Origin of the sequence: Curtobacterium caseinilyticum (assembly GCF_030363035.1) — a bacterium.
In the GTDB taxonomy this organism is placed as follows: Bacteria; Actinomycetota; Actinomycetes; order Actinomycetales; family Microbacteriaceae; genus Curtobacterium; species Curtobacterium caseinilyticum.
In genome coordinates this window covers 493,843-514,236 of sequence record NZ_JAUCMN010000001.1, presented here as the reverse complement: position 1 = coordinate 514,236, position 20,394 = coordinate 493,843, and the positions used below count along the sequence as shown (strand labels likewise).

Here is a 20,394-nt window from a genome sequence, read left to right as displayed (position 1 = left end):
GTGCCAGCTGGCACCGTCCTCCCTCGCAGGCTCGGTCGGCGCGCCCCGCGCAACGCTTCGCGTTGCCGCTGAGCGGGGCGCGCCCGTCCGCAGACCGTCGCGACTACTTCGCGTCGGCCTCCACGGGCTCCCGCGGCTCGCCCGTCGGCGTCAGGCCGCGCTCCTGGCGCTTCTTCGAGACCACCAGCGACGCGACCGTCGCGACGGCGATCGTCAGCGCGATGAAGCTCAGCGAGAACCAGATCGGGATCTCCGGCGCCCACTCGATGTGCTCGCCGCCGTTGATGAACGGCAGCTCGTTGACGTGCATGGCGTGGAAGACGAGCTTCACACCGATGAAGGCGAGGATGACCGCCAGGCCCTGGCCGAGGTAGATGAGGCGTTCGAGCAGCCCCGCGATGAGGAAGTACAGCTGGCGCAGACCCAGGAGCGAGAACGCGTTCGCGGTGAACACGATGAAGGCGTCCTGCGTCAGACCGAAGATCGCGGGGATCGAGTCGAGCGCGAACAGCACGTCGGTCAGGCCGATCGCGACCATGACGAGCAGCATCGGCGTGAAGAGGCGCTTGCCGTCGACCTTCGCGGTGAGCTTGTCGCCGTGGTAGTCGTCGGTGGTCGGGATCACGCGACGCAGGACACGGATGAGCCGGGAGTCGCCCTCCTCGGCGCCGTGGTCGTTCCCACTGCGCGCCTGCGACCAGGCGAGCCAGAAGAGCAGCGCGCCGAACAGGTAGAACACCCACGAGAAGTTCTCGATGATCGTGACGCCGAGGGCGATGAAGACGCCTCGGGCGACGAGTGCGATGGCGACACCGACCAGCAGGACCTTCTGCTGGAACTCCTTCGGCACCGCGAAGCTCGACATGATGATGAGGAAGACGAACAGGTTGTCGACCGACAGGGCCTTCTCGGTCAACCAGCCGGCGAAGTACTCACCGCCAGCCTGTCCGCCGCCGAATACCAGGATGCCGACACCGAACAGGATCGCGAGACCGACGTAGAACGCCGACCAGAACGCCGACTCCTTGATGTGCGGCACGTGCGGGGTGCGGACGTGCGAGTAGAAGTCGAAGACCAGCAGCGCGAGGATGCCCGCGATGGTGAGGAGCCAGACGAAGAGGGGAACGTCCAATGGATGTCCTTCAGGTTCGGGGCGTCCCGGTGTGCGGGTACGCCGATGCCTGAAGGTCTCCTCCGCCGTGTCGACCGAACGGTCCGACACGACCGGCGTCCCGGGTCTGGATCGTCCCAGACCGTACTGACGGGTGCGCCGAAGTGGAGTACTCCCCTTCAGGGATCGAGGATAGCGGGCTCGGCTCCCACGCGCCGCGCCCTAAGCTGGGAGCATGGCGAGTTCCTGGTCACTGTCCACCCGTCTCCGCGGCCTGTTCCAGCGGAAGACCATCGACGAGACCACGTGGGACGACCTCGAGACCGCGTTGATCGGTGCGGATTTCGGCCCGGACATCGCGGACGAGGTCATCGAGGACCTGCACGCACGGGTCGACCGGTACGGCACGACCGACCCCGCCGACCTGCAGCGCATGCTCCGCGAGGTCCTCGAGGAGCGTCTGTCGAAGCTCGACACCACCCTCAAGCTCAGCAACCGTCCGGCCGTCGTGCTCGTCGTCGGGGTGAACGGCGTGGGCAAGACCACCACGATCGGCAAGTTCGCGAAGTTCCTCAAGACGTACGACCGCACGGTCCTCGTCGGGGCGGCGGACACATTCCGCGCGGCGGCGGTCGAGCAGGTCGCGACGTGGGCACAGCGCGCCGGCGTCGACGTCGTCCGACCGGCCCAGCCCGGGCAGGACCCGGCATCCGTCGCCTACCAGACCGTCGAGAAGGCGATCCGCGAGGGCACCGAGATCGTCGTGATCGACACCGCCGGCCGGCTGCACACCAAGGCCGGGCTGATGGACGAGCTGACCAAGATCAAGCGCGTGGTCGAGAAGCAGACCGAGATCGCCGAGGTGCTCCTCGTGCTCGACGCCACCACGGGGCAGAACGGCCTGGCCCAGGCGCAGGCGTTCATCGAGGGCGCCGGCGTGACCGGCCTCGTCATCACGAAGCTCGACGGCTCCGCGAAGGCCGGGTTCGTGCTCAGCGTGCAGGAGAAGACCGGCATCCCGATCAAGCTGATCGGCCAGGGCGAGGGCATCAACGACCTGACGGGCTTCACGCCGCACGTGTTCGTGCAGAACCTCGTCGGCTGAGGCAGCAGCGAACGTCGTCAGCGCGCGGCGAGTAGCGTCTCCGACGGCCCGGGCATCCGCTCGGTCTCGTTCCAGGGATTGGAGACCCTCATGCCCGCACTGCTGATCATCGCGATCATCGTCGGCCTCGTCCTGCTCTTCAGCGGCATCTTCGTCGGTGCGCTGAAGTTCCTGCTCTGGGTGGGCATCGTGCTCATCCTGCTGGCGGTCATCGGCTGGCTCCTCCGGAGCATCCGCGGTCGCGCGTAGCGACCGCCGGTCACGTCACGACGTGACCACCTGACGGACTGGAGGCCCGGTACCAGCTGGTACCGGGCCTCCCGTCCGTCGTGTGGTGCCGTCGACCGCCCTACACGGCCTGACGACCCGGGGTCGCCTCGAGCAGGTGGGCGAGGTGTGGCGGCACCGTGCCGCCGCGTGCCACCGTCGCGCGGGCCCACAACCGGCCCGCGCGGTAGGACGAGCGCACCAGCGGGCCGGCGAGCACGCCCGAGAAACCGATGTCCTCGGCGATCTCGCGCAGGTCGACGAACTCCTCCGGCTGCACCCAGCGCGCCACGGGCAGGTGCCGCGGGGACGGACGGAGGTACTGCGTCAGGGTGATGATGTCGGTGCCGGCCTCGTGCAACTGCTCGAGCGCGTCGACGACCTCGTGCCGCTCCTCGCCCATGCCGAGGATCAGGTTCGACTTCGTCACGAGTCCGGCATCGCGCCCCTGGGTGATGACGTCGAGGGAGCGTTCGAACCGGAACGCCGGACGGATCCGCTTGAAGATCCGCGGGACCGTCTCGACGTTGTGCGCGAAGACCTCGGGGCGGGCGTCGAACACCTGCGCGAGCTGGTCGGGGCGTCCGGTGAAGTCGGGGACCAGGATCTCGACGCCGGTGCCGGGGGAGTGCTCGTGGATCGCGCGGATGGTCTCGGCGTACAGCCAGGCGCCGCCGTCCTCGAGGTCGTCGCGGGCGACGCCGGTGACGGTCGCGTACTTCAGGCCCATCTCGGCGACCGAGTCCGCGACGCGACGGGGCTCGTCGCGGTCGAGCGGCTCGGGCCTGCCGGTGTCGATCTGGCAGAAATCACACCGTCGGGTGCACTGCGAGCCGCCGATCAGGAAGGTGGCCTCGCGGTCCTCCCAGCACTCGAAGATGTTCGGACAGCCGGCCTCCTGGCAGACGGTGTGCAGCTGCTTGTCGCGGACCAGGGCGGAGAGCTCGCGGAACTCCGGGCCCTGGGTCGCCCGGGTCTTGATCCAGGCCGGCTTGGTCTCGATCGGTGTCTCGGCGTTGCGGGCCTCGACCCGGAGCATCCGTCGGCCTTCGGGGGCGAGGGTCATGCGGCGACCTCCTGTCGCGTGGTGCTGCTGATGCGGGTCCCGGCGTGCATGCCGTCCACCGCCTGCTGGATCCGGGGTCCGACGACGGCGGCGACCTCGTCGACCGTCACGTGCCGTCCGGTCGCGTGGGTCAGGGTGGTGACGCCGGCGTCCGCGATCCCGCACGGCACGATCGCGGCGAACGGGGTGAGGTCGTTGTCGCAGTTCACGGCGATGCCGTGGCTCGAGACCCCCTCGGCCACGTGGAGCCCGATCGCCCCGACCTTGTCGTACGGGCCGCCGTCCGGGCGGGGGAGCCACACACCGCTCCGACCCGCGACCCGCTCGGCCGTGAGTCCGACGGCGGTCACCGTGTCGAGGACGACCTGCTCGAGGTCGCGCACCCACGCCACGACGTCGAGCGGCTCCGGCAGGCGCACGATCGGGTACGCGACGAGCTGCCCGGGGCCGTGCCAGGTGATGCGACCGCCGCGGTCGACGTCGACGACGGGGGAGCCGTCCGTCGGCAGGTCGGACGGCTCGGTCCGCCTGCCCGCGGTGTAGACGGACGGGTGTTCGCAGAGGACGACCGCTCCGGGGGACCGCCCCGCGACGACGTCCGCGTGGTACGCCCGCTGCACGGCGAGGCCCTCCTCGTAGGCGAGGAGGCCTGGCCACCGGATGATCTCGAGCTGGGGCACGTCGAGCACGCTACATCGGTTCCTGGACGCAGTCCAACAACCTGTCCACAGGCCGTCCGAGGCGGTCGGAGGCGGCCCTGTAGAATCGTCGGACCATGGCACAATTCGGCTCACTCTCCGATCGGCTGACCGAGACCTTCCGCAACCTGCGGAGCAAGGGTCGGCTGACCCCGTCCGACGTCGACGGCACCGTCCGCGAGATCCGCCGGGCCCTGCTCGACGCGGACGTCGCGCTCGAGGTCGTCAAGGCGTTCACCGCCTCGGTGCGGGAGCGCGCGCTCTCGGACGAGGTCAACAAGGCGCTCAACCCGGCGCAGCAGGTCGTCCAGATCGTCAACGAGGAGCTCGTCGGCATCCTCGGCGGGCAGCAGCGTCGCCTCGAGTTCGCCAAGCGGCCGCCGACGGTCATCATGCTCGCGGGCCTGCAGGGTGCCGGCAAGACGACCCTCGCGGGCAAGCTCGGCAAGTGGCTCAAGAAGGACGGCCACACCCCGATGCTCGTCGCGGCGGACCTCCAGCGTCCGAACGCCGTGCAGCAGCTCCAGGTCGTCGGCGAGCAGGCCGGCGTCCACGTCTTCGCGCCGGAGCCCGGAAACGGCGTCGGTGACCCGGTCAAGGTCGCGAAGAACGCGATCAAGGCTGCGGTCGACCAGCAGTACGACACCGTCATCGTGGACACCGCCGGTCGACTCGGCGTCGACGCCGAGCTCATGAAGCAGGCCGCGAACATCCGCAAGGCGGTCGACCCGGACGAGGTCCTGTTCGTCATCGACGCGATGATCGGTCAGGACGCCGTCGCCACCGCCCGGGCCTTCCAGGAGGGCGTCGACTTCACCGGCGTCGTCCTGTCGAAGCTCGACGGTGACGCGCGCGGTGGTGCGGCCCTGTCGGTCGCCAGCGTGACCGGCCGTCCGATCATGTTCGCGTCCACGGGCGAGGGCCTCGACGACTTCGAGCCGTTCCACCCGGACCGGATGGCGAGCCGCATCCTCGACCTCGGTGACATCCTGTCGCTCATCGAGCAGGCGCAGTCGGCGTTCGACGAGGACGAGGCGCGCAAGGTCGCCGAGAAGATCGCGAGCGACTCGTTCACGCTCGACGACTTCCTCGCGCAGATGCAGCAGCTCCGCAAGGCCGGCTCGATCAAGGGCATGCTGGGCATGCTCCCCGGTGCCAAGGGCATGCGCGAGGCGCTCGACAACTTCGACGAGGGCGAGATCGTCCGGACCGAGGCGATCATCCAGTCGATGACGAAGCAGGAGCGCCAGCTCCCGAAGCTCCTCAACGGCTCGCGTCGCCTCCGCATCGCCAAGGGTTCCGGCACGACCGTGACCGAGGTCAACGCGCTCGTGAACCGGTTCGAGCAGGCGGCGAAGATGATGAAGACGGTCGCCCGCGGCGGCGTGCCGCAGATGCCGGGCATGGGCCCGATCCCGGGCATGCACGGCGGCAAGAAGAAGCAGCAGCAGGGCGGCGCGAAGAAGAAGAAGGTCGGCAACCCCGCGAAGCGTGCGGCGCTGGCCTCCGGTGCCCCGGCTCAGCCGCAGCAGCAGGCGCCGAGCGGGTCGGGCTTCGGCTTCGGTGGCGGCAAGGGCGGCAAGGCGCCCACCGAGGAAGAGCTGGCCAGCCTGCAGAAGTTCCTGGGTCGCTAGTCGCGACCCCCTCACGGACGGGAGGCCCGGTACCGGCTGGTACCGGGCCTCCCGTCCGTTCCGTGGTGGCGTCTAGAGCGACTCGCGCAGTTCCGCGACCAGGTGGCGGACCACGGCGCGCAGGTCGCCGCCGTTCTCCTGCGCCACCCGGAGCTGCCGCTGGTACGAGGCGCCCTCGGCGATCATCGTGTCGAGGTGGTGCAGCTCCTGCTGGCACCCGAGGCGCTCCGCGATCGGGTCGAGCCGGGTGACCAGGTCGTGCACCTCGTCGGTGACCAGGCGTTCGTCGCCGGCGGCGTTGGTGATGATCTCCGCCTCCATGCCGTAGCGGGCGGCGCGCCACTTGTTCTCGCGGATGAACCAGGGCTGCATCGACGGCAGCGTCTCGCCGCGGTCGAGTCGGTCGGAGAGCGCGGTGACCAGGCACTGCACGAACGCGGTGACGGCGCCGACCTCGTGCAGGGTCGAGATGCCGTCGGAGACGCGGTTCTCGAGCGTGCCCCACCCCGGCGAGGGGCGGATGTCCCACCGCAGGTCCTTGAAGCCCTCGATCACGCCGGTCTTCGTCAGGTCGTCGACCACCGCCTCGAAGCCGCGCCAGTCGTCGATGCCCGGGGGCAGCCCACCGGTCGGCAGCTGCTGGAACATGAGCGCGCGGTTCGAGGCGTAGCCGGTGTCGGTGCCGCCCCAGAACGGGCTCGACGCCGTGAAGGCCTGCAGGTGCGGCACGTACGCGAGCATCGCGTTCATGATCGGCACGGCCTTGTCGCGGTCGTCGATCCCGACGTGGACGTGGACACCCCAGATGAGCATCTGCCGACCCCACCAGCGTGTCCGGTCGATGAGCGTCGTGTAGTGCTCGCTGTCGGGCGTGATCTCCTGCTGGTCCCAGACCGCGAACGGGTGCGTGCCCGAGCACATCACCTGCGCGTCCAGGGGCTCCGCGGCGTCGATGACCTCGCCGATGATGCCCGCCAGCTCGCGCGTCGCGCCACCGACCGTCTCGTGCACGCCGGTGACCACCTCGACGGTGTTCGTGAGGAGTTCCTCGGTGACCCGGTCGGGGTCGCCGAGACGCTGCTGCACGGCCGAGAGCACGGCAGGAGCGCGGGGCGCGAGGTCGCCGGTGCCGCGGTCGACCAGCGGGAGCTCCCACTCGACGCCGAGGGTCGACGGGCGGGACTCGGTGAAGCGGATGTCCATGGGGGCCATCCTGCCCGGGATGTTGGAGGGTCGGCACAACGAACGCGGGTGGCGGCGCGCCGTGCGGCAGAGTGGTGCCATGAGCACCGTCGCTTCCGCTCCCGTGGTCCCGGACTCGCTCCGGACCGTCGCGTCGCCGTGGACCCTCGGTCCGCTGCACCTGCGGAACCGGGTGGTGATGGGGTCGATGCACACCGGGCTCGAGGTGCTCGACGACGGCGGCGCCGCCATGGCCGCGTTCTACCGCGAGCGCGCGGCCGGGGGCGTCGGGTGCATCGTCACGGGCGGGATCGCCGTCAGCGACGAGGCCCGCGGCGGCCCGGACTTCGCCGTGTTCGGCACCGGGGGAGCGGACGAGCGGTTCCGTGTCGCGGTCGACGCCGTGCACGAGGAGGGCGGCGCGGTCCTCGCCCAGCTCTTCCACGCCGGTCGGTACGCGCTCGCGAGCGGGATGGTCGACCGGCACGGCCGCCCGCAGCGCGTCGTGGCGCCCTCGGCGCTCCCGTGGGCGGCCGCGCGCGGTGTCGTCCCGACCGAGCTGTCGGCGGCCGAGGTCGAGCGGACCGTCGAGGACTTCGCCGCCGCGGCCAGGAGTGCGCGGACGATCGGCTTCGACGGCGTCGAGATCATGGCCTCCGAGGGGTACCTGGTCAACCAGTTCCAGTCCCCGCTGACGAACCTGCGCGACGACGAGTGGGGCGGCGACCCCGTCCGACGCCGCCGGTTCGCGGTCGAGGTCGTGCGGGCGGTGCGCGCCGCCGTGCCCGACCTGGCCGTGACCATCCGGCTGTCCGGCGCCGACCTCATGCCCGGCTCGACCACGGACGACGAGGTGGACGCCCTGGTGCACGAGCTCCTGCCGCTCGGTCTCGACGGCATCTCCGTCGGCATCGGCTGGCACGAGTCCCGCACCCCGACGGTGCAGGCGTCGGTGCCGCACGGTGCGTGGCTCGCGTACGCGGAGCGCATCGCCGGGGTCGTCCGGGCGTCGGCGCACCTCGGTGTCCGGGTCATCGCGTCGAACCGGATGACCGACCTGCGCGACGGCGAGGCGGTGCTCCGGGACGGCCTGGTGGACGCCGTGGCCCTGGCGCGGCCGTTCCTCGCCGACCCGGAGCTCGTGCGACGGTCCCTCGACGGCCGCTTCGACGTCGTGAACACCTGCATCGGCTGCAACCAGGCGTGCCTCGACCACTCGATCGTCGGGGCGCCGGTGTCGTGCCTCGTCAACCCGCGCGCCGGCCGCGAGCTGGCGTTCCCGGCACGGCCCACGACCGAGCCGAAGCGCGTCGACGTGATCGGCGGCGGTCCCGCCGGGATCGCAGCGGCCGTGGACGCCGCGCGACGGGGGCACCGCGTCACGCTGTGGGAGGCCGACGACGCGCTCGGCGGGCAGTTCGCCCTCGCCGCGGCGATCCCGGGCAAGGAGGACTACGCCGCCACGGTCCGCGCCGCGCGGGCCGAGCTCGACGACCGGGGCGCGACCGTCCGCCTCGGACGCTCCGCCACCGCCGCGGACCTGCTCGACAGCGACGCCGTCGTGGTGGCCGTCGGTGTGGTCCCGCGTGCGCTCGACGTGCCGGGCGTGGACCTGCCCCACGTGGTCTCGTACGAGACCGCACTGCGCGACGGCGTCCCCGCGGGCACCGTCGCGGTGGTCGGCGGCGGCGGGATCGGCGTCGACACCGCGGCGTTCCTGGTCGAGTCGCCCGACGAGGTCGTCCGTGCCGAGCAGTTCGCCGAGCGCTGGGGCGTGGTCGTCGCCGCGGACGTCATCGGCGACGTGCCGCAACGACTGCCCGCGGCGGACCGGGTGCTCCGACCGGGCGACCAGGTGACGGTCCTGCGGCGCACGGGCAAGTTCGGGCAGGGCGTCGGCATCACCTCGCGGTGGGTCGCCGTCGGACGACTGCGGGACGCCGGCGTCCACATGGTCGGTGGTGTGCAGGAGTACCTGCGCATCGAGCCCGGCGCGCTCTGGATCCGCGACGAGGACGGCGTGGAGCGGGCCGTGCCGGCTGACCACGTGGTGGTCTGCGTCGGCCAGGAACGAGCACCAGGAGCGGACGCCGACGAGCAGCTCGTGGCGGGGCTCCGGGCGGCGGGGGTGCCGGTCGAGGTCGTGGGCGGTGCCCGGGACGCGAGGAGCGTCGACGCGGTGCGGGCGACGAGCGAGGCGCTCGCGGCGGTCCGGCGCCTGGCGCCGTGACCGCCCCGGACGCGGCGGGGCCGTGGCGGGATGGTGACCCGGAGTCGGTCCGGGTCGCGGTCTCCGCGCATCCGGCGCGTCCCGGCTCGCTTCTCGGGCCGGGATCTGCAAGAATGAACGGTCGAATCGCGTCTGCTCGACCCTCTATCCAGCAGTGCGCGACTCCCTTCGAGCTTCCACCGCGCGTGCCCCCACGCCCGCGGTTCCGGTTCAACCACAACAACACGCAACAGGAGCAATTGTGGCTGTCAAGATCCGTCTCAAGCGTCTCGGTAAGATCCGTGCGCCGTACTACCGTGTCGTCGTCGCCGACTCGCGCACCAAGCGCGACGGTCGCGTGATCGAGGAGATCGGGAAGTACCACCCCACCGAGGAGCCGTCGGTCATCGAGATCAACTCGGACCGTGCCCAGTACTGGCTCGGCGTCGGCGCGCAGCCGACCGAGCAGGTCGCGGCGCTCCTCAAGCTCACGGGCGACTGGGGCAAGTTCAAGGGCGAGGGCAACACCGAGTCCGTCGTCAAGGTGCGCGAGGCGAAGGAGGCCTTCGTGGCCGACTCGTCCAAGAAGCCGGTCCTCAAGCCGAAGTCGGAGAAGACGGCTCCCGCCGCCGCTCCGGCCGAGTCGGCCGACGACACCGCCGAGACGACCGAGGCCTGATTCCTTGCTCGAATCCGCGCTGACGCACCTCGTCAAGGGGATCGTCGATCACCCGGACGACGTGCGCGTCGCCAGTTCCACCTCCGCGCGGGGCGAGGTCCTCGAGGTGCGTGTGCACCCCGAGGACCTCGGCCGCGTGATCGGTCGCGCCGGACGGACCGCGAAGGCGCTCCGCACCCTCGTCTCGGCTCTCGCCGACGGCAAGCGGGTGCGGGTCGACGTGGTCGACACCGATTCCTAGGGAGACGACCCAGCTCCGGGTGGGTCGAATCACGAAGGCGCACGGGCTCAAGGGCGGCATCAAGCTCGAGCTCTACACCGACGACCCGGATCGTCGGTTCACGCCAGGGGCCGAGTTCACGCTCCAGGTCCCGGCGGACTCGCCGTGGTCGGGCAGGACGCTCACCATCGACGAACTCCGTTGGTACAACGGCCACCCCGTCGCGTTCTTCCAGGGCGTCGAGGACCGCACCGCAGCTGAGTCCCTCGCGCGGGCGATCCTCTGGGTCGAGCAGGACGCCGACGCCGAGACCGGCGAGGACGACGCCTGGTACGACCACCAGCTGGTCGGCCTGCGGGTCCTCCGCGACGGCGTCGAGGTCGGCACGGTCGCACGCGTGGACCACCTGCCCGCGCAGGACCTGCTCGCGGTCGACACCCCCTCGCGCGGCGAGGTCCTGGTGCCGTTCGTCTCGGCCATCGTGCCGACGGTCGACATCGAGGCCGGAACCGTCACGGTGACGCCCCCGACCGGTCTGTTCGAGGAGCCCGAGGACACCTCGCGCCCCGAGACGATCTCGTAGGCACGTCGTGCGCATCGACATCGTCACGATCTTCCCCGAGTTCTTCTCGGTGCTCGACGTCTCGCTGCTCGGGAAGGCCCGCGTCGACGGGCTGCTCGACGTGCACGTGCACGACCTCCGCTCGTGGACGACCGACCGGCACCGCACGGTCGACGACACCCCGTACGGCGGCGGCGCCGGCATGGTGATGAAGCCCGAGCCGTGGGCACAGGCTCTGTCGGCGGTCCTCCGTCCGGACGGGTCCTCCACGCTCGTGGTGCCGACCCCGGCCGGCACGCCGTTCCGGCAGTCGATCGCCCGGTCGCTCGCGTCGTCGACCGATCACCTGGTGTTCGCCTGCGGGCGCTACGAGGGCATCGACGCCCGCGTGTTCGAGTGGGCGGCGTCCCGCTGCTCGGTCGTCGAGCTGTCGCTGGGCGACTACGTGCTGAACGGCGGCGAGGTCGCGGCGATGGCGATGATCGAGGCGGTCGGTCGTCTCGTGCCCGGTGTCGTCGGCAACCCCGAGTCACTCGTCGAGGAATCGCACGAGGACGGTCTGCTCGAGTACCCGTCGTACACGAAGCCGGCCGTCTGGCGCGACCTCGAGGTGCCGGACGTGCTGCTCAGCGGGCACCACGCCCGGGTTGCCGCTTGGCGGCACGAGCAGCAGGTGGAGCGGACGCGGCGCGTCCGGCCCGACCTGCTGCCGGACGATGCTGCGCGCTGAACCGCCGACGAGACGGACGGGAGGCGCGGGGCGGGGTCGCACCGCGCCTCCAGGCCGTCAGGCGGTCGCCTCGGCGCGCTGGGCCCGACGCAGGGTCAGCACCTCGGGACCGGCGTCGGTCACCGCGACGGTGTGCTCGACGTGGGCCGCACGCGAGCCGTCGACGCTCTTGAGCGTCCAGCCGTCCTCGTCCTGCACGAGCTCGTCGGTGCCCTGCATGAGCCATGGTTCGATGGCGACGACGAGGCCGGGGCGGAGCTTCAGGCCGCGACCCGGGCGGCCGTCGTTCGGCACGTGCGGGTCGCCGTGCATCGTGCGGCCGACGCCGTGGCCGCCGAACTGCGTGTTGACCGAGTAGCCGGCGTCCTTCGCGACGTGGCCGATGGCGTACGAGACGTCCCCGAGCTTGTTCCCCGGACGGAACTGCTCGATGCCGGCCGCGAGGGCGCGCTCCACGGTCGCGATGAGCCGCTGGTCCTCATCGCGGGCGGTACCGACCTGGACCGTCACCGCGGAGTCCGCGACCCACCCGTCGACGCTCGCTGCGAAGTCCAGGCTGACGAGGTCACCGTCGACCAGCGCCCGGTCGTACGGCAGTCCGTGCAGGGCCGCGTCGTTGACCGAGGTGCACAGGTTCTTGCCGAAGGGTGAGTTGCCGAACGACGGGTGGTAGTCCACGTAGCAGCTGACCGCGCCCCGGTCGGCGATCATCCGGGCGGCGACCCGGTCGAGGTCGAGCAGGTTCACGCCCACGTCGACGGTCTCGAGCAGCTCGTCGAGGACGTCGGCGACGAACCGGCCGGCGGCGCGCAGGCCCTCCAGCTCGGCGGGGGTGCGGAGTTCGATCATGCGTCCATCCTGCACCGGTTGGCAGGGCCCGCCGTTCTGTGGCAAGATCGTCTGCTGTGCCCTGGCTGGACTCTGCCACGGGGGAGTCGCCGATTCCGGGCACGCACACCTTCTTTCCACACACCGATCCGCGGCGACCCGTGCGCGTCCGCAGAGAGTGAACGAACATGCAGCTCCTCGACCACGTCGACGCAGCGTCCCTGCGCACCGACGTCCCCGACTTCCGCCCCGGCGACACCATCAAGGTGCACGTCAACATCATCGAGGGCACGCGTTCGCGTATCCAGGTCTTCCAGGGCGTCGTCATCGCGCGTCAGGGTCACGGCCTCGGCGAGACCTTCAAGGTCCGCAAGGTGAGCTTCCAGGTCGGCGTCGAGCGCTGGTTCCCGGTGCACTCGCCGATCATCGACCACATCGAGGTCGTCACCCGCGGTGACGTCCGTCGCGCGAAGCTCTACTACCTGCGCGAGCTGCGCGGCAAGGCGGCCCGCCGCAAGATCAAGGAGAAGCGCGACGCCTGATCGCCTTCACAGTGAGTGCCCGCGAGCCGGGTGCCGCTGGACGCCCCTCGCCGATGTACGGTTGTGCATCGACGGGGGGCTTTCCCGTTGTGCGCGCTCCGGCGGAGCGCAGGGTCCGCGCGCTGGTCGAGCGTGCGTGGGAATCGGCACGCTCGTCGGGCGTGCGTGTGAACGAGAGCGGAAATGACGGACACGACGCAAGGAACAGGGCGCCGCCCGCGGACGGAGAAGCAGGGCAACGGCGTCCTGACGTTCCTGCGGGACCTCGTCATCATCTTCCTCGCGGCACTGCTCGTGTCGTTCCTCGTCAAGACGTTCCTGATCCGCTCCTTCTACATCCCGTCGGCGTCGATGGAGAACACGCTGCAGATCAACGACCGCGTGATCGTGAACGAACTCGTGCCCGACGTCGTGTCGCTCAAGCGCGGTGACGTGGTCGTGTTCAAGGACCCGGGCGGGTGGCTCACCGGGGCAGAGGTGCCGAACGTCGCGCCGACGACCCAACCCGCGAAGGCCATCGACTGGCTCCTCACGCAGGTCGGGCTCGGTACCGGTGACAGCGACGACCACCTCATCAAGCGCGTGATCGGCTTGCCGGGCGACAAGATCACGTGTTGCAACGACCTCGGGCAGATGTCGGTCAACGGCGTGCCCATCAAGGAGCCGTACACGCTCCTCCCGAGCGGCGCGCCCGCATCGGCCGACCCGTTCTCGGTGACGGTCCCGGAGGGCTCCATCTGGGTGATGGGCGACAACCGGAACGACTCGAAGGACTCCCGGTACAACCGCGACACCCCGTCGAAGGGCTTCGTACCGCTGTCCGACGTGACCGGTCGGGCGTTCGTGATCTCGTGGCCGACGAGTCGCTGGACCTGGCTCGACGACTACCCCGACGTCTTCGCCGGTGTGGAGGAGAAGGACCGGTGACCGCCGTCCGGCCGTCGCTCCGGGTCGAGAAGAAGCTCCTCGGCGCGGGTCGGGTGACCGTCATCGGCATGGACGAGGTCGGCCGTGGGGCCATCGCCGGCCCCGTCGCGGTGGGCGTGGCGGCAGTCACCGTGGACATCGGTCGCGTCCCGCAGGGCCTCGCCGACTCGAAGCTGCTGTCGGCCGCGCGCCGGACCGAACTCGTGCCCGTCGTCCGTCGGTGGGCGCGCACCGCCGTCGGCATGGCGTCTGCCGAGGTCGTCGACGAGCAGGGGATCGTGCCGGCGCTCGGGCAGGCCGGTGCCGCGGCCCTCGAGGTGCTCGTGCAGGACGGCCTGTCGCTCGACGGTGCCGTGGTGGTCCTCGACGGGTCCTTCGACTGGCTGTCCCGGGCGGTGCCGTCGACCCTGGTGCCGTCGGAGGGTCCGCTCGACGTCGTCGTCCGGGTCAAGGCCGACCGCGACTGTGCCTCGGTCGCGGCTGCGTCCGTCGTGGCGAAGGTGGAGCGGGACACCCTGATGGTGCGTGCGCACGACGACGCGCCGCACTACGCGTGGGCGTCGAACAAGGGGTACGGGTCGACGGCGCACTACGACGGCATCCGCGCCGTCGGGACACACGCCCTGCACCGCAGGAGCTGGCTGCACCAGGCTTCGACGGTCGCGCTCGACGGCTTCGACGAGCTGTCCGCCACCGGTTGAGCCGCTCGTCGTCCATCGTCGGTCTGGTCGCCGTAGACTGTGCGGGCGATGGATGACGACGAATTCGACGACTACGACCGCGAGGTCGAACTTGCCCTGTACCGCGAGTACCGCGATGTCGTGTCGCAGTTCCGGTACGTGGTCGAGACCGAGCGGCGGTTCTACCTGGCGAACGAGGTCGACCTCGTCCGCCGTGACACCGAGCACGACTTCTACTTCGAACTGACGATGAACGACGTCTGGGTCTGGGACGTCTACCGTTCCGACCGTTTCGTGAAGTCCGTGCGCGTCCTCACGTTCAAGGACGTGAACGTCGAGGAACTCACCTCGCGTGAACTCGAACTGCCGAAGGAACTCGCACTCGACGAGTGATCTTCGCTTTCGCGTCGGAATTGCGGCGCGGTGGCATTCCGGTGACATTCTCGCAAATGTGGCGCTACGGTGGTGGGGATCCCTTTTCCCCTCGACCCCAGGAGCACGACATGGCACAGAAGGTCACCGTTCAGCTCGTCGACGACCTCGACGACTCGCCGATCGCCGCCGGCGAAGGCCGCACCGTTGAATTCGCATTCGACGGTTCCAACTACGAGATCGACCTGTCGGACGACAACGTCGACAAGTTCCGCGAGGCGATCTCCGACTACGTCGCAGCGGCGCGCAAGGTGTCCGGCCGTCGTTCCGGTGGGAGCAGCAACGGTGGGGCACAGAAGTCCGCACCGAAGCGCGGCAACTCCGAGGAACTCGCCAAGATCCGTGAATGGGCGAAGGAGAACGGCTACGAGGTCTCGAGCCGCGGCCGCATCTCCACACAGGTGCAGGAAGCGTACGCAGCCGCACACTGACGCTGTCGTCCCAGGACCCCGGGTGATCCCAGATCGCCCGGGGTCCTGCCATTCCTGCACAGCAATTCCGCGGCATGTGCTCTTCCACAATCTCGACCCGCAGTCGCTCGGGGACAACGCCGTCGTCGATCGTTGTCCGCGGAGGCGAGGACATGGAACGACGAACACTCGGCAGGTACGGCGAGGACCGCGCGGTGGAATGGTTGACCGAACGCGGGTACCGGTTGCTGGAACGCAACTGGCGGTGTGCGCGGGGTGAGGTCGACGTCGTCGCATGGGACGGCAGCACGCTCGTCTTCGTCGAGGTGAAGACGCGCGCGGGCACGACGACCGGGCACCCCTTCGAAGCGGTCACCGCGGCGAAGGTCGCCCGGCTGCGTCGGCTCGTCCCGATGTGGTTCGCCGCGCACCCGGAGACCCACGCGCAGGCGGTGCGGGTCGACGCGGTCGCCGTGCACGTGGACGGCGAGCGGTTCGGGGTCGAACACGTGGCTGGTGTGCTGTGACCGGTATCGGCCGGGCCGCAGCGGTCGCGCTCCTCGGCGTCAGCGGTCGCCGCATCGAGGTCGAGGCGCACCTCACGAGCCAGCTGCCGGCGTTCAGCATCATCGGGCTGCCGGACACCTCGTTGGGCGAGGCCCGGGAGCGGGTCCGGGCGGCCGCGGCGAACGCGGGAGCGCCGCTGCCCGCGCGACGCATCACGGTGAACCTGACGCCCGCGGCGATCCCGAAGCGCGGCTCCGGCTTCGACCTGGCGATCGCGATGGCCGTCCTCGCGGGTGCCGAGGTCGCACCGCGGGTGAGCGAGCGCGTCGTCTACATCGGCGAGCTCGGGTTGGACGGGCGGCTCCGCCCCGTGCCGGGGGTCGTGCCGATGCTGCTCGCCGCGCGCGACGCCGGCGTCGAGCGGGTGGTGCTGCCCACCGGCAACGCGGACGAGGCGCGCTTCGTCCGGGGCGTCGACGTCCACCACGTGGACTCGCTCCGTGCCGCCGCGATCGATGCCGGCGCGCTGCTGCCGCCGGTCGAGGTCGAGCCGGTGTTGGTCCCACCGGCCCTGCCGGAACGGTCGCCCGTCGCCGAGCTCGCCGACGTGGTCGGGAACCCCGTGGGTGTGCGCGCGATCGTCGCGGCGGCCGCGGGCGGGCACCACGCCCTGCTCGTCGGACCACCGGGTGCCGGCAAGACCATGCTCGCCGAACGGCTGCCGGGGTTGCTGCCGGACCTCGACGACGACGCGGCGCTCGAGGTCGCGGCGGTGCGGTCCGTGGCCGGGCACGGGGCGGCGTCGTGGACGACCAGGCCGCCGTGGGAGGCACCGCACCACTCGGCGTCCGCGGTGGCGCTCATCGGCGGCGGCTCCGGCACGGTGCGCCCGGGTGCGGTGTCGCGGGCGACGCGCGGGGTGCTCTTCCTCGACGAGGCGCCGGAGTTCCCGCGTGCCGTGCTCGACGCGCTCCGGCAGCCCCTCGAGTCGGGTCGCATCACCGTGCACCGGGCAGCCGGGGCTGCGGAGTTCCCGGCCCGTTGCCAGGTCGTGCTGGCCGCCAACCCCTGCCCCTGCGGCAACGCGGGGTCCGGACGGCAGCCGTGCGAGTGTCCGCCAGCGACGGTGCGGCGGTACCTGGCTCGGATGTCGGGGCCGCTGCTCGACCGGATGGACATCCGGGTCCGGGTGCCGCGCGTCACGACCGGGCTGATCCGCGGCGAGGACGGATCGACGCCGACGACCGCGCAGGCACGCGCCGTGGTCACGGCAGCGCGGGACACCATGCGGGAACGGCTGGCAGGCACGGGGTGGACCAGGAACGCCGAGGTCTCCGGCGCGTGGCTGCGGGGTCCGGGACGCGCACGGCCCGGTTCGACGAGGCTCCTCGACCACGCGCTCGACCTCGGCACGCTCACGATGCGCGGGTGGGACCGCACGATGCGCCTCGCCTGGACCCTGGCCGACCTGCAGGGTGCGGACCGCCCCGAGGAACGGCACGTCCGAGACGCCCTGGCGCTCCGGAGTGCGCTGTGAACGGCGGCACGGACCTGCTCGGCGTCGTCAGCAGCCTGCTCGGTCCGGGTGGTGGCAGCGCCGTCGACCCGGTCGAGGCAGCAGCCCGGGTGGCGTGGTCGGCCCTGGTCGAACCGGGCGACGCCGTCGGCGGACTGCTCGTGCAGGGGCTCGGCGCAGAGCGCTCGTTCGCGCTGGTCCGTGCTGCCGTCGACGACGGACCCGAGCTACTGGTCGAGTCCTGCAGGGACGCCGGGCTCCCCGGCGCCGAGTCGCCGTCCGTCCTCACCGGTGCCGTGGCCGAGGCGCTCGCACGGTGGGGTCCGCGGCTGGGCCGGGTCGACGTGCTGGCGGCACTCGACGCAGCGCGGGCGGTCGGTGCACGCCTGCTCGTCCCCGGCGCGGCGGGATGGCCCCGGGCCGTCGACGACCTCGGTCCGCACGCCCCGATCGTGCTGTGGACGCGGACCGGGCGTCGCGCCGACGGGCCCGCGGTCGCCGTGGTCGGCTCGCGGGCGAACACCGTCGCCGGTGCCGAGGCGACCGCCGAGATCACCTCGGTCGCCGCGGACCGTGGGTGCACGGTGGTGAGCGGCGGCGCGTACGGCATCGACGCGACCGCGCACCGGGTCGCCGTCGCCGCGGGGACCCCGACGCTCGCGGTGCTCGCTGGTGGGATCGACCAGCTCTACCCGGCTGGGAACTTCGAGCTGCTCCGGAACGTCGCGCGACAGGGTGCACTGCTCGCCGAGTCGCCGCCCGGGACCCGGCCGACGCGGTGGCGGTTCCTGGCGCGGAACCGGCTGATCGCCGCACTCGGCGCCGCGACGGTCGTCGTCGAGGCGGGGGCGCGTTCCGGAGCGCTCAACACGGCGCACCACGCCGCACAGCTCGGGCGGTCGGTGTTCGCCGTGCCCGGGGCGTTCTCGTCGTCGGCATCGGTCGGGTGCCACCGGTTGGTGGCCGAGGGCCGGGCGCAGATCGTGGTGCATCCGGAGGACCCCGTCGACACCGTGCTCGGCCGCAGCAGACACGCGACACCGGGCCGGGGCAGGTCGTCGTCCTCGGGAACACCGGTCCTGGCCGGGCGCGAGGACCCGGAGGTGCTCCGCGTGCTCGACGCGCTGGGACGGCGGGCGCTGGGGGAGCAGGAGCTCGCGGCGCGGTCGGGGATGTCGTTCGCCGAGGTCGCCGACGCGCTCGCGTTGGCCGAGCTGCAGGGCCTCGTCGTGCACGGCGTCGGCGGGTGGACCAGGGCATGAGGGGCACGCGCCTACCCTGGGGTCGTGGCGGAGCGGACGGACGGGCGACTCGTGGCGGCGGTGGAGTCGTTCCTCGAGCACGTCCGGCACGCCAGGGGCCTCAGCGAGCAGACCGTGCGGGCGTACGCGAACGACCTCGACCAGCTCGTCGCCTTCGCCGCGGAGCGGGGGAGTGCCGGCGTGCAGGACCTCGGGCTGGAGTTGCTCCGCGACTGGCTCTGGGACGCCGACCAGCGCGGGCTCGCGCGGTCCACCATCGCCCGCCGGTCGTCCTCGGTGCGGGCGTTCACGCGGTGGGCGAGCGAGACCGGGATGCTCAGGATCGACCCCGGCGTCCGGCTCCGGGCACCGAAGGGCGCGGCGCACCTGCCGCGGGTCGTCTCCTCGGACCAGGTGGGCACGGTGCTCCGTCAGCTCGCCGCCCGAGCGGGCACGGAGGATCCCGGCGCCCTCCGGGACCTCGCGGTCGTCGAACTGCTGTACGCGGCGGGCATCCGTGTCAGCGAACTCGTGGGCATCGACCTGGGCGACGTCGACCGCGTCCACTTGACCGTCCGGGTGCTCGGCAAGGGCAGCAAGGAACGGGTGGTGCCGTTCGGCGTTCCCGCGCGTGACGCACTCGAGGCGTGGCTCGAGCGCGGGCGTCCGGCGCTCGCCGCGGCAGCGGCCGACCGGTCGGGTGCGCGTCGCGCGGAGGGCGTGCAGCGGTCGGCGGACGCAGGGCAGCGCGGCGGTGCAGGGCAGCCGGGCGGTGCAGCGCTGTTCCTCGGGGACCGCGGGGCTCGGCTCGGGGTCCGGAGCGTGTACCGGATCGTCGCTCGGGCACTCGAGGGGTTGCCCGGCGCGGGACCGAGCGGGCCGCACACGTTCCGGCACACGGCGGCGACCCACCTGCTCGACGGGGGAGCGGACCTGCGGGCGGTGCAGGAACTGCTCGGGCACGCGAGCCTCGGGACGACGCAGATCTACACGCACGTGTCGTCCGCCCGACTCCGGGAGGTCTACCGGACCGCGCACCCGCGGGCGTGACACCGGCTCCGCAGCACCGGCACCGCCTCACCCCGGCCACGCCGACTCCGGCAGGAGCACGGGCCAGTCGGCGGCGGGCAGGTACGGCAGCGGATCGACGTAGCGGTCCTGGAGCCGTACGCCGAGGTGCAGGCACGCTTCCGATGCCGTGCAGTGCCCGGCGGCGACCGTCCCCACCGCCTCGCCCCGCGTCACCTGCGAGCCGGCGGCGACGGCGGGGACCACCGAGTCGAGGGTGCTGACCAGCCCGCCGCCGTGGTCGATCGACACGACGCCCCGGCCACCGACCTGTCCTGCGAAGGTCACCGTGCCGTCGGCGACCGCGACGGCGGTGGTGCCGATCGGCGCCGCGACGTCGAGCCCGCGGTGTCCCGCCGAGTAGTCGTCCGCCGGCTGCTCCCACCCGCGGAGCACCTGTCGGCTCCCGGTCGGCCACACCCACGGTGGGGCGGCCCGCTCGACGCTGTCGGCTGGCTCGACCCCGCGCGACGTGTCACCGGCCGGAGCGCCGACCGCGGTCGACACGAGCGCACACCCCGCTGCCGGCGGTACTGCGAGCACCAACGTGAGGACTGCGCCGAGCGTCCGGCGGACGGGGATCGATGTCATGGTCCGAGCTTCGCCGACCGGCCGCGGCGGCACAGGGAGCCGCAGCCGACCTGTGGAGCGCCGCCGACGATCCGGTGCTGTGCAGGACTCGACCACGGAACGCAGCGCGTCCGGATGCCGTCCCGTCGGGCGGCCCGACGGTCCGCTCGGCCCGTGCGACACCGCCGATGTCGGACGACAGCGATGTCG

The 20,394-nt window shown here is 71.6% G+C and carries 23 protein-coding genes; 17 read left to right on the top strand and 6 right to left on the bottom strand.

Annotated features, from left to right (window positions below; all coding sequences use genetic code 11):
- Positions 1–103: 103 nt before the first annotated feature.
- On the bottom strand, positions 104–1,132 hold the full coding sequence (locus QUG93_RS02330; protein ID WP_289471992.1) for a TerC family protein: 1,029 nt from the start codon (positions 1,130–1,132) through the stop codon (positions 104–106).
- A gap of 214 nt (positions 1,133–1,346) precedes the next feature.
- On the opposite strand from QUG93_RS02330, the gene ftsY reads away from it, so the two are divergent.
- Positions 1,347–2,216 (top strand): signal recognition particle-docking protein FtsY, encoded by an 870-nt coding sequence (gene ftsY, locus QUG93_RS02325; RefSeq protein ID WP_289471991.1) that lies wholly within the window; start codon positions 1,347–1,349, stop codon positions 2,214–2,216.
- Between the two features lie 90 nt (positions 2,217–2,306).
- The gene (locus tag QUG93_RS02320; protein ID WP_137767577.1) at positions 2,307–2,465 is read left to right on the top strand and encodes a DUF4175 domain-containing protein; all 159 of its coding nucleotides are present in this window, start codon (positions 2,307–2,309) and stop codon (positions 2,463–2,465) included.
- A 100-nt stretch (positions 2,466–2,565) separates the two neighbouring features.
- Here the strand turns inward: QUG93_RS02320 and lipA are convergent, their stop codons facing one another.
- On the bottom strand, positions 2,566–3,549 hold the full coding sequence (lipA, locus tag QUG93_RS02315) for a lipoyl synthase (protein ID WP_289471990.1): 984 nt from the start codon (positions 3,547–3,549) through the stop codon (positions 2,566–2,568).
- The gene (gene lipB, locus QUG93_RS02310) at positions 3,546–4,229 is read right to left on the bottom strand and encodes a lipoyl(octanoyl) transferase LipB (RefSeq protein WP_434533069.1); all 684 of its coding nucleotides are present in this window, start codon (positions 4,227–4,229) and stop codon (positions 3,546–3,548) included. The genes lipA and lipB overlap by 4 nt, the downstream gene beginning before the upstream one ends.
- A gap of 95 nt (positions 4,230–4,324) precedes the next feature.
- Between lipB and ffh the strand changes: the two genes are divergently transcribed.
- Entirely contained in the window at positions 4,325–5,881 is a 1,557-nt protein-coding gene (gene ffh, locus QUG93_RS02305) for a signal recognition particle protein (RefSeq protein WP_289471988.1), read from the top strand.
- Positions 5,882–5,953: 72 nt separating this feature from the next.
- On the opposite strand, the gene QUG93_RS02300 is transcribed toward ffh, so the two are convergent.
- Positions 5,954–7,093 (bottom strand): glutamate--cysteine ligase, encoded by a 1,140-nt coding sequence (locus QUG93_RS02300; RefSeq protein WP_289471987.1) that lies wholly within the window; start codon positions 7,091–7,093, stop codon positions 5,954–5,956.
- Between the two features lie 70 nt (positions 7,094–7,163).
- Here QUG93_RS02300 and QUG93_RS02295 point away from each other — a divergent pair, with 70 nt between their 5' ends.
- The 5 genes from QUG93_RS02295 to trmD all read left to right on the top strand — a co-directional run bounded on the left by QUG93_RS02295 (position 7,164) and on the right by trmD (position 11,463).
- Positions 7,164–9,293 carry an oxidoreductase gene (locus tag QUG93_RS02295; protein WP_289471986.1) on the top strand — a complete coding sequence of 710 codons (2,130 nt, stop codon included), beginning with the start codon at positions 7,164–7,166 and terminating at the stop codon, positions 9,291–9,293.
- Between the two features lie 241 nt (positions 9,294–9,534).
- Positions 9,535–9,951 carry a 30S ribosomal protein S16 gene (gene rpsP, locus QUG93_RS02290; RefSeq protein ID WP_289471985.1) on the top strand — a complete coding sequence of 139 codons (417 nt, stop codon included), beginning with the start codon at positions 9,535–9,537 and terminating at the stop codon, positions 9,949–9,951.
- 4 nt (positions 9,952–9,955) lie between these two features.
- A complete protein-coding gene (locus tag QUG93_RS02285) occupies positions 9,956–10,192 on the top strand; it encodes an RNA-binding protein (protein ID WP_022902329.1) in 237 nt (78 codons plus the stop codon).
- 19 nt (positions 10,193–10,211) lie between these two features.
- On the top strand, positions 10,212–10,754 hold the full coding sequence (rimM, locus tag QUG93_RS02280; RefSeq protein WP_353067745.1) for a ribosome maturation factor RimM: 543 nt from the start codon (positions 10,212–10,214) through the stop codon (positions 10,752–10,754).
- 7 nt (positions 10,755–10,761) lie between these two features.
- A complete protein-coding gene (gene trmD, locus QUG93_RS02275; protein WP_289471984.1) occupies positions 10,762–11,463 on the top strand; it encodes a tRNA (guanosine(37)-N1)-methyltransferase TrmD in 702 nt (233 codons plus the stop codon).
- Positions 11,464–11,520: 57 nt separating this feature from the next.
- Here the strand turns inward: trmD and map are convergent, their stop codons facing one another.
- The gene (gene map / locus QUG93_RS02270; protein WP_289471983.1) at positions 11,521–12,312 is read right to left on the bottom strand and encodes a type I methionyl aminopeptidase; all 792 of its coding nucleotides are present in this window, start codon (positions 12,310–12,312) and stop codon (positions 11,521–11,523) included.
- Between the two features lie 167 nt (positions 12,313–12,479).
- On the opposite strand from map, the gene rplS reads away from it, so the two are divergent.
- The 9 genes from rplS (at position 12,480) to QUG93_RS02225 (ending at position 19,596) form a co-directional block, all read left to right on the top strand.
- Entirely contained in the window at positions 12,480–12,833 is a 354-nt protein-coding gene (rplS, locus tag QUG93_RS02265) for a 50S ribosomal protein L19 (RefSeq protein WP_289471982.1), read from the top strand.
- Positions 12,834–13,016: 183 nt separating this feature from the next.
- On the top strand, positions 13,017–13,760 hold the full coding sequence (lepB, locus tag QUG93_RS02260; protein WP_289471981.1) for a signal peptidase I: 744 nt from the start codon (positions 13,017–13,019) through the stop codon (positions 13,758–13,760).
- A complete protein-coding gene (rnhB, locus tag QUG93_RS02255) occupies positions 13,757–14,461 on the top strand; it encodes a ribonuclease HII (protein ID WP_289471980.1) in 705 nt (234 codons plus the stop codon). Before lepB ends, rnhB begins: the two co-directional genes overlap by 4 nt.
- Before the next feature lie 48 nt (positions 14,462–14,509).
- Positions 14,510–14,833: a DUF2469 family protein gene (locus tag QUG93_RS02250; protein ID WP_058730091.1), complete on the top strand. Its 324-nt coding sequence runs from the start codon at positions 14,510–14,512 to the stop codon at positions 14,831–14,833.
- Positions 14,834–14,943: 110 nt separating this feature from the next.
- Entirely contained in the window at positions 14,944–15,303 is a 360-nt protein-coding gene (locus QUG93_RS02245) for a histone-like nucleoid-structuring protein Lsr2 (protein WP_289471979.1), read from the top strand.
- A 152-nt stretch (positions 15,304–15,455) separates the two neighbouring features.
- Complete coding sequence (locus tag QUG93_RS02240) at positions 15,456–15,809, top strand: YraN family protein (RefSeq protein ID WP_289471978.1); 354 nt, start codon at positions 15,456–15,458, stop codon at positions 15,807–15,809.
- On the top strand, positions 15,806–17,326 hold the full coding sequence (locus QUG93_RS02235) for a YifB family Mg chelatase-like AAA ATPase (RefSeq protein ID WP_289471977.1): 1,521 nt from the start codon (positions 15,806–15,808) through the stop codon (positions 17,324–17,326). Before QUG93_RS02240 ends, QUG93_RS02235 begins: the two co-directional genes overlap by 4 nt.
- Complete coding sequence (dprA, locus tag QUG93_RS02230) at positions 17,323–18,567, top strand: DNA-processing protein DprA (RefSeq protein WP_289471976.1); 1,245 nt, start codon at positions 17,323–17,325, stop codon at positions 18,565–18,567. The genes QUG93_RS02235 and dprA overlap by 4 nt, the downstream gene beginning before the upstream one ends.
- Before the next feature lie 24 nt (positions 18,568–18,591).
- A complete protein-coding gene (locus tag QUG93_RS02225; RefSeq protein WP_289471975.1) occupies positions 18,592–19,596 on the top strand; it encodes a tyrosine recombinase XerC in 1,005 nt (334 codons plus the stop codon).
- A gap of 27 nt (positions 19,597–19,623) precedes the next feature.
- Here QUG93_RS02225 and QUG93_RS02220 read toward each other — a convergent pair whose 3' ends face one another.
- Positions 19,624–20,205 (bottom strand): murein hydrolase activator EnvC family protein, encoded by a 582-nt coding sequence (locus QUG93_RS02220; protein WP_289471974.1) that lies wholly within the window; start codon positions 20,203–20,205, stop codon positions 19,624–19,626.
- Positions 20,206–20,394: the final 189 nt, after the last annotated feature.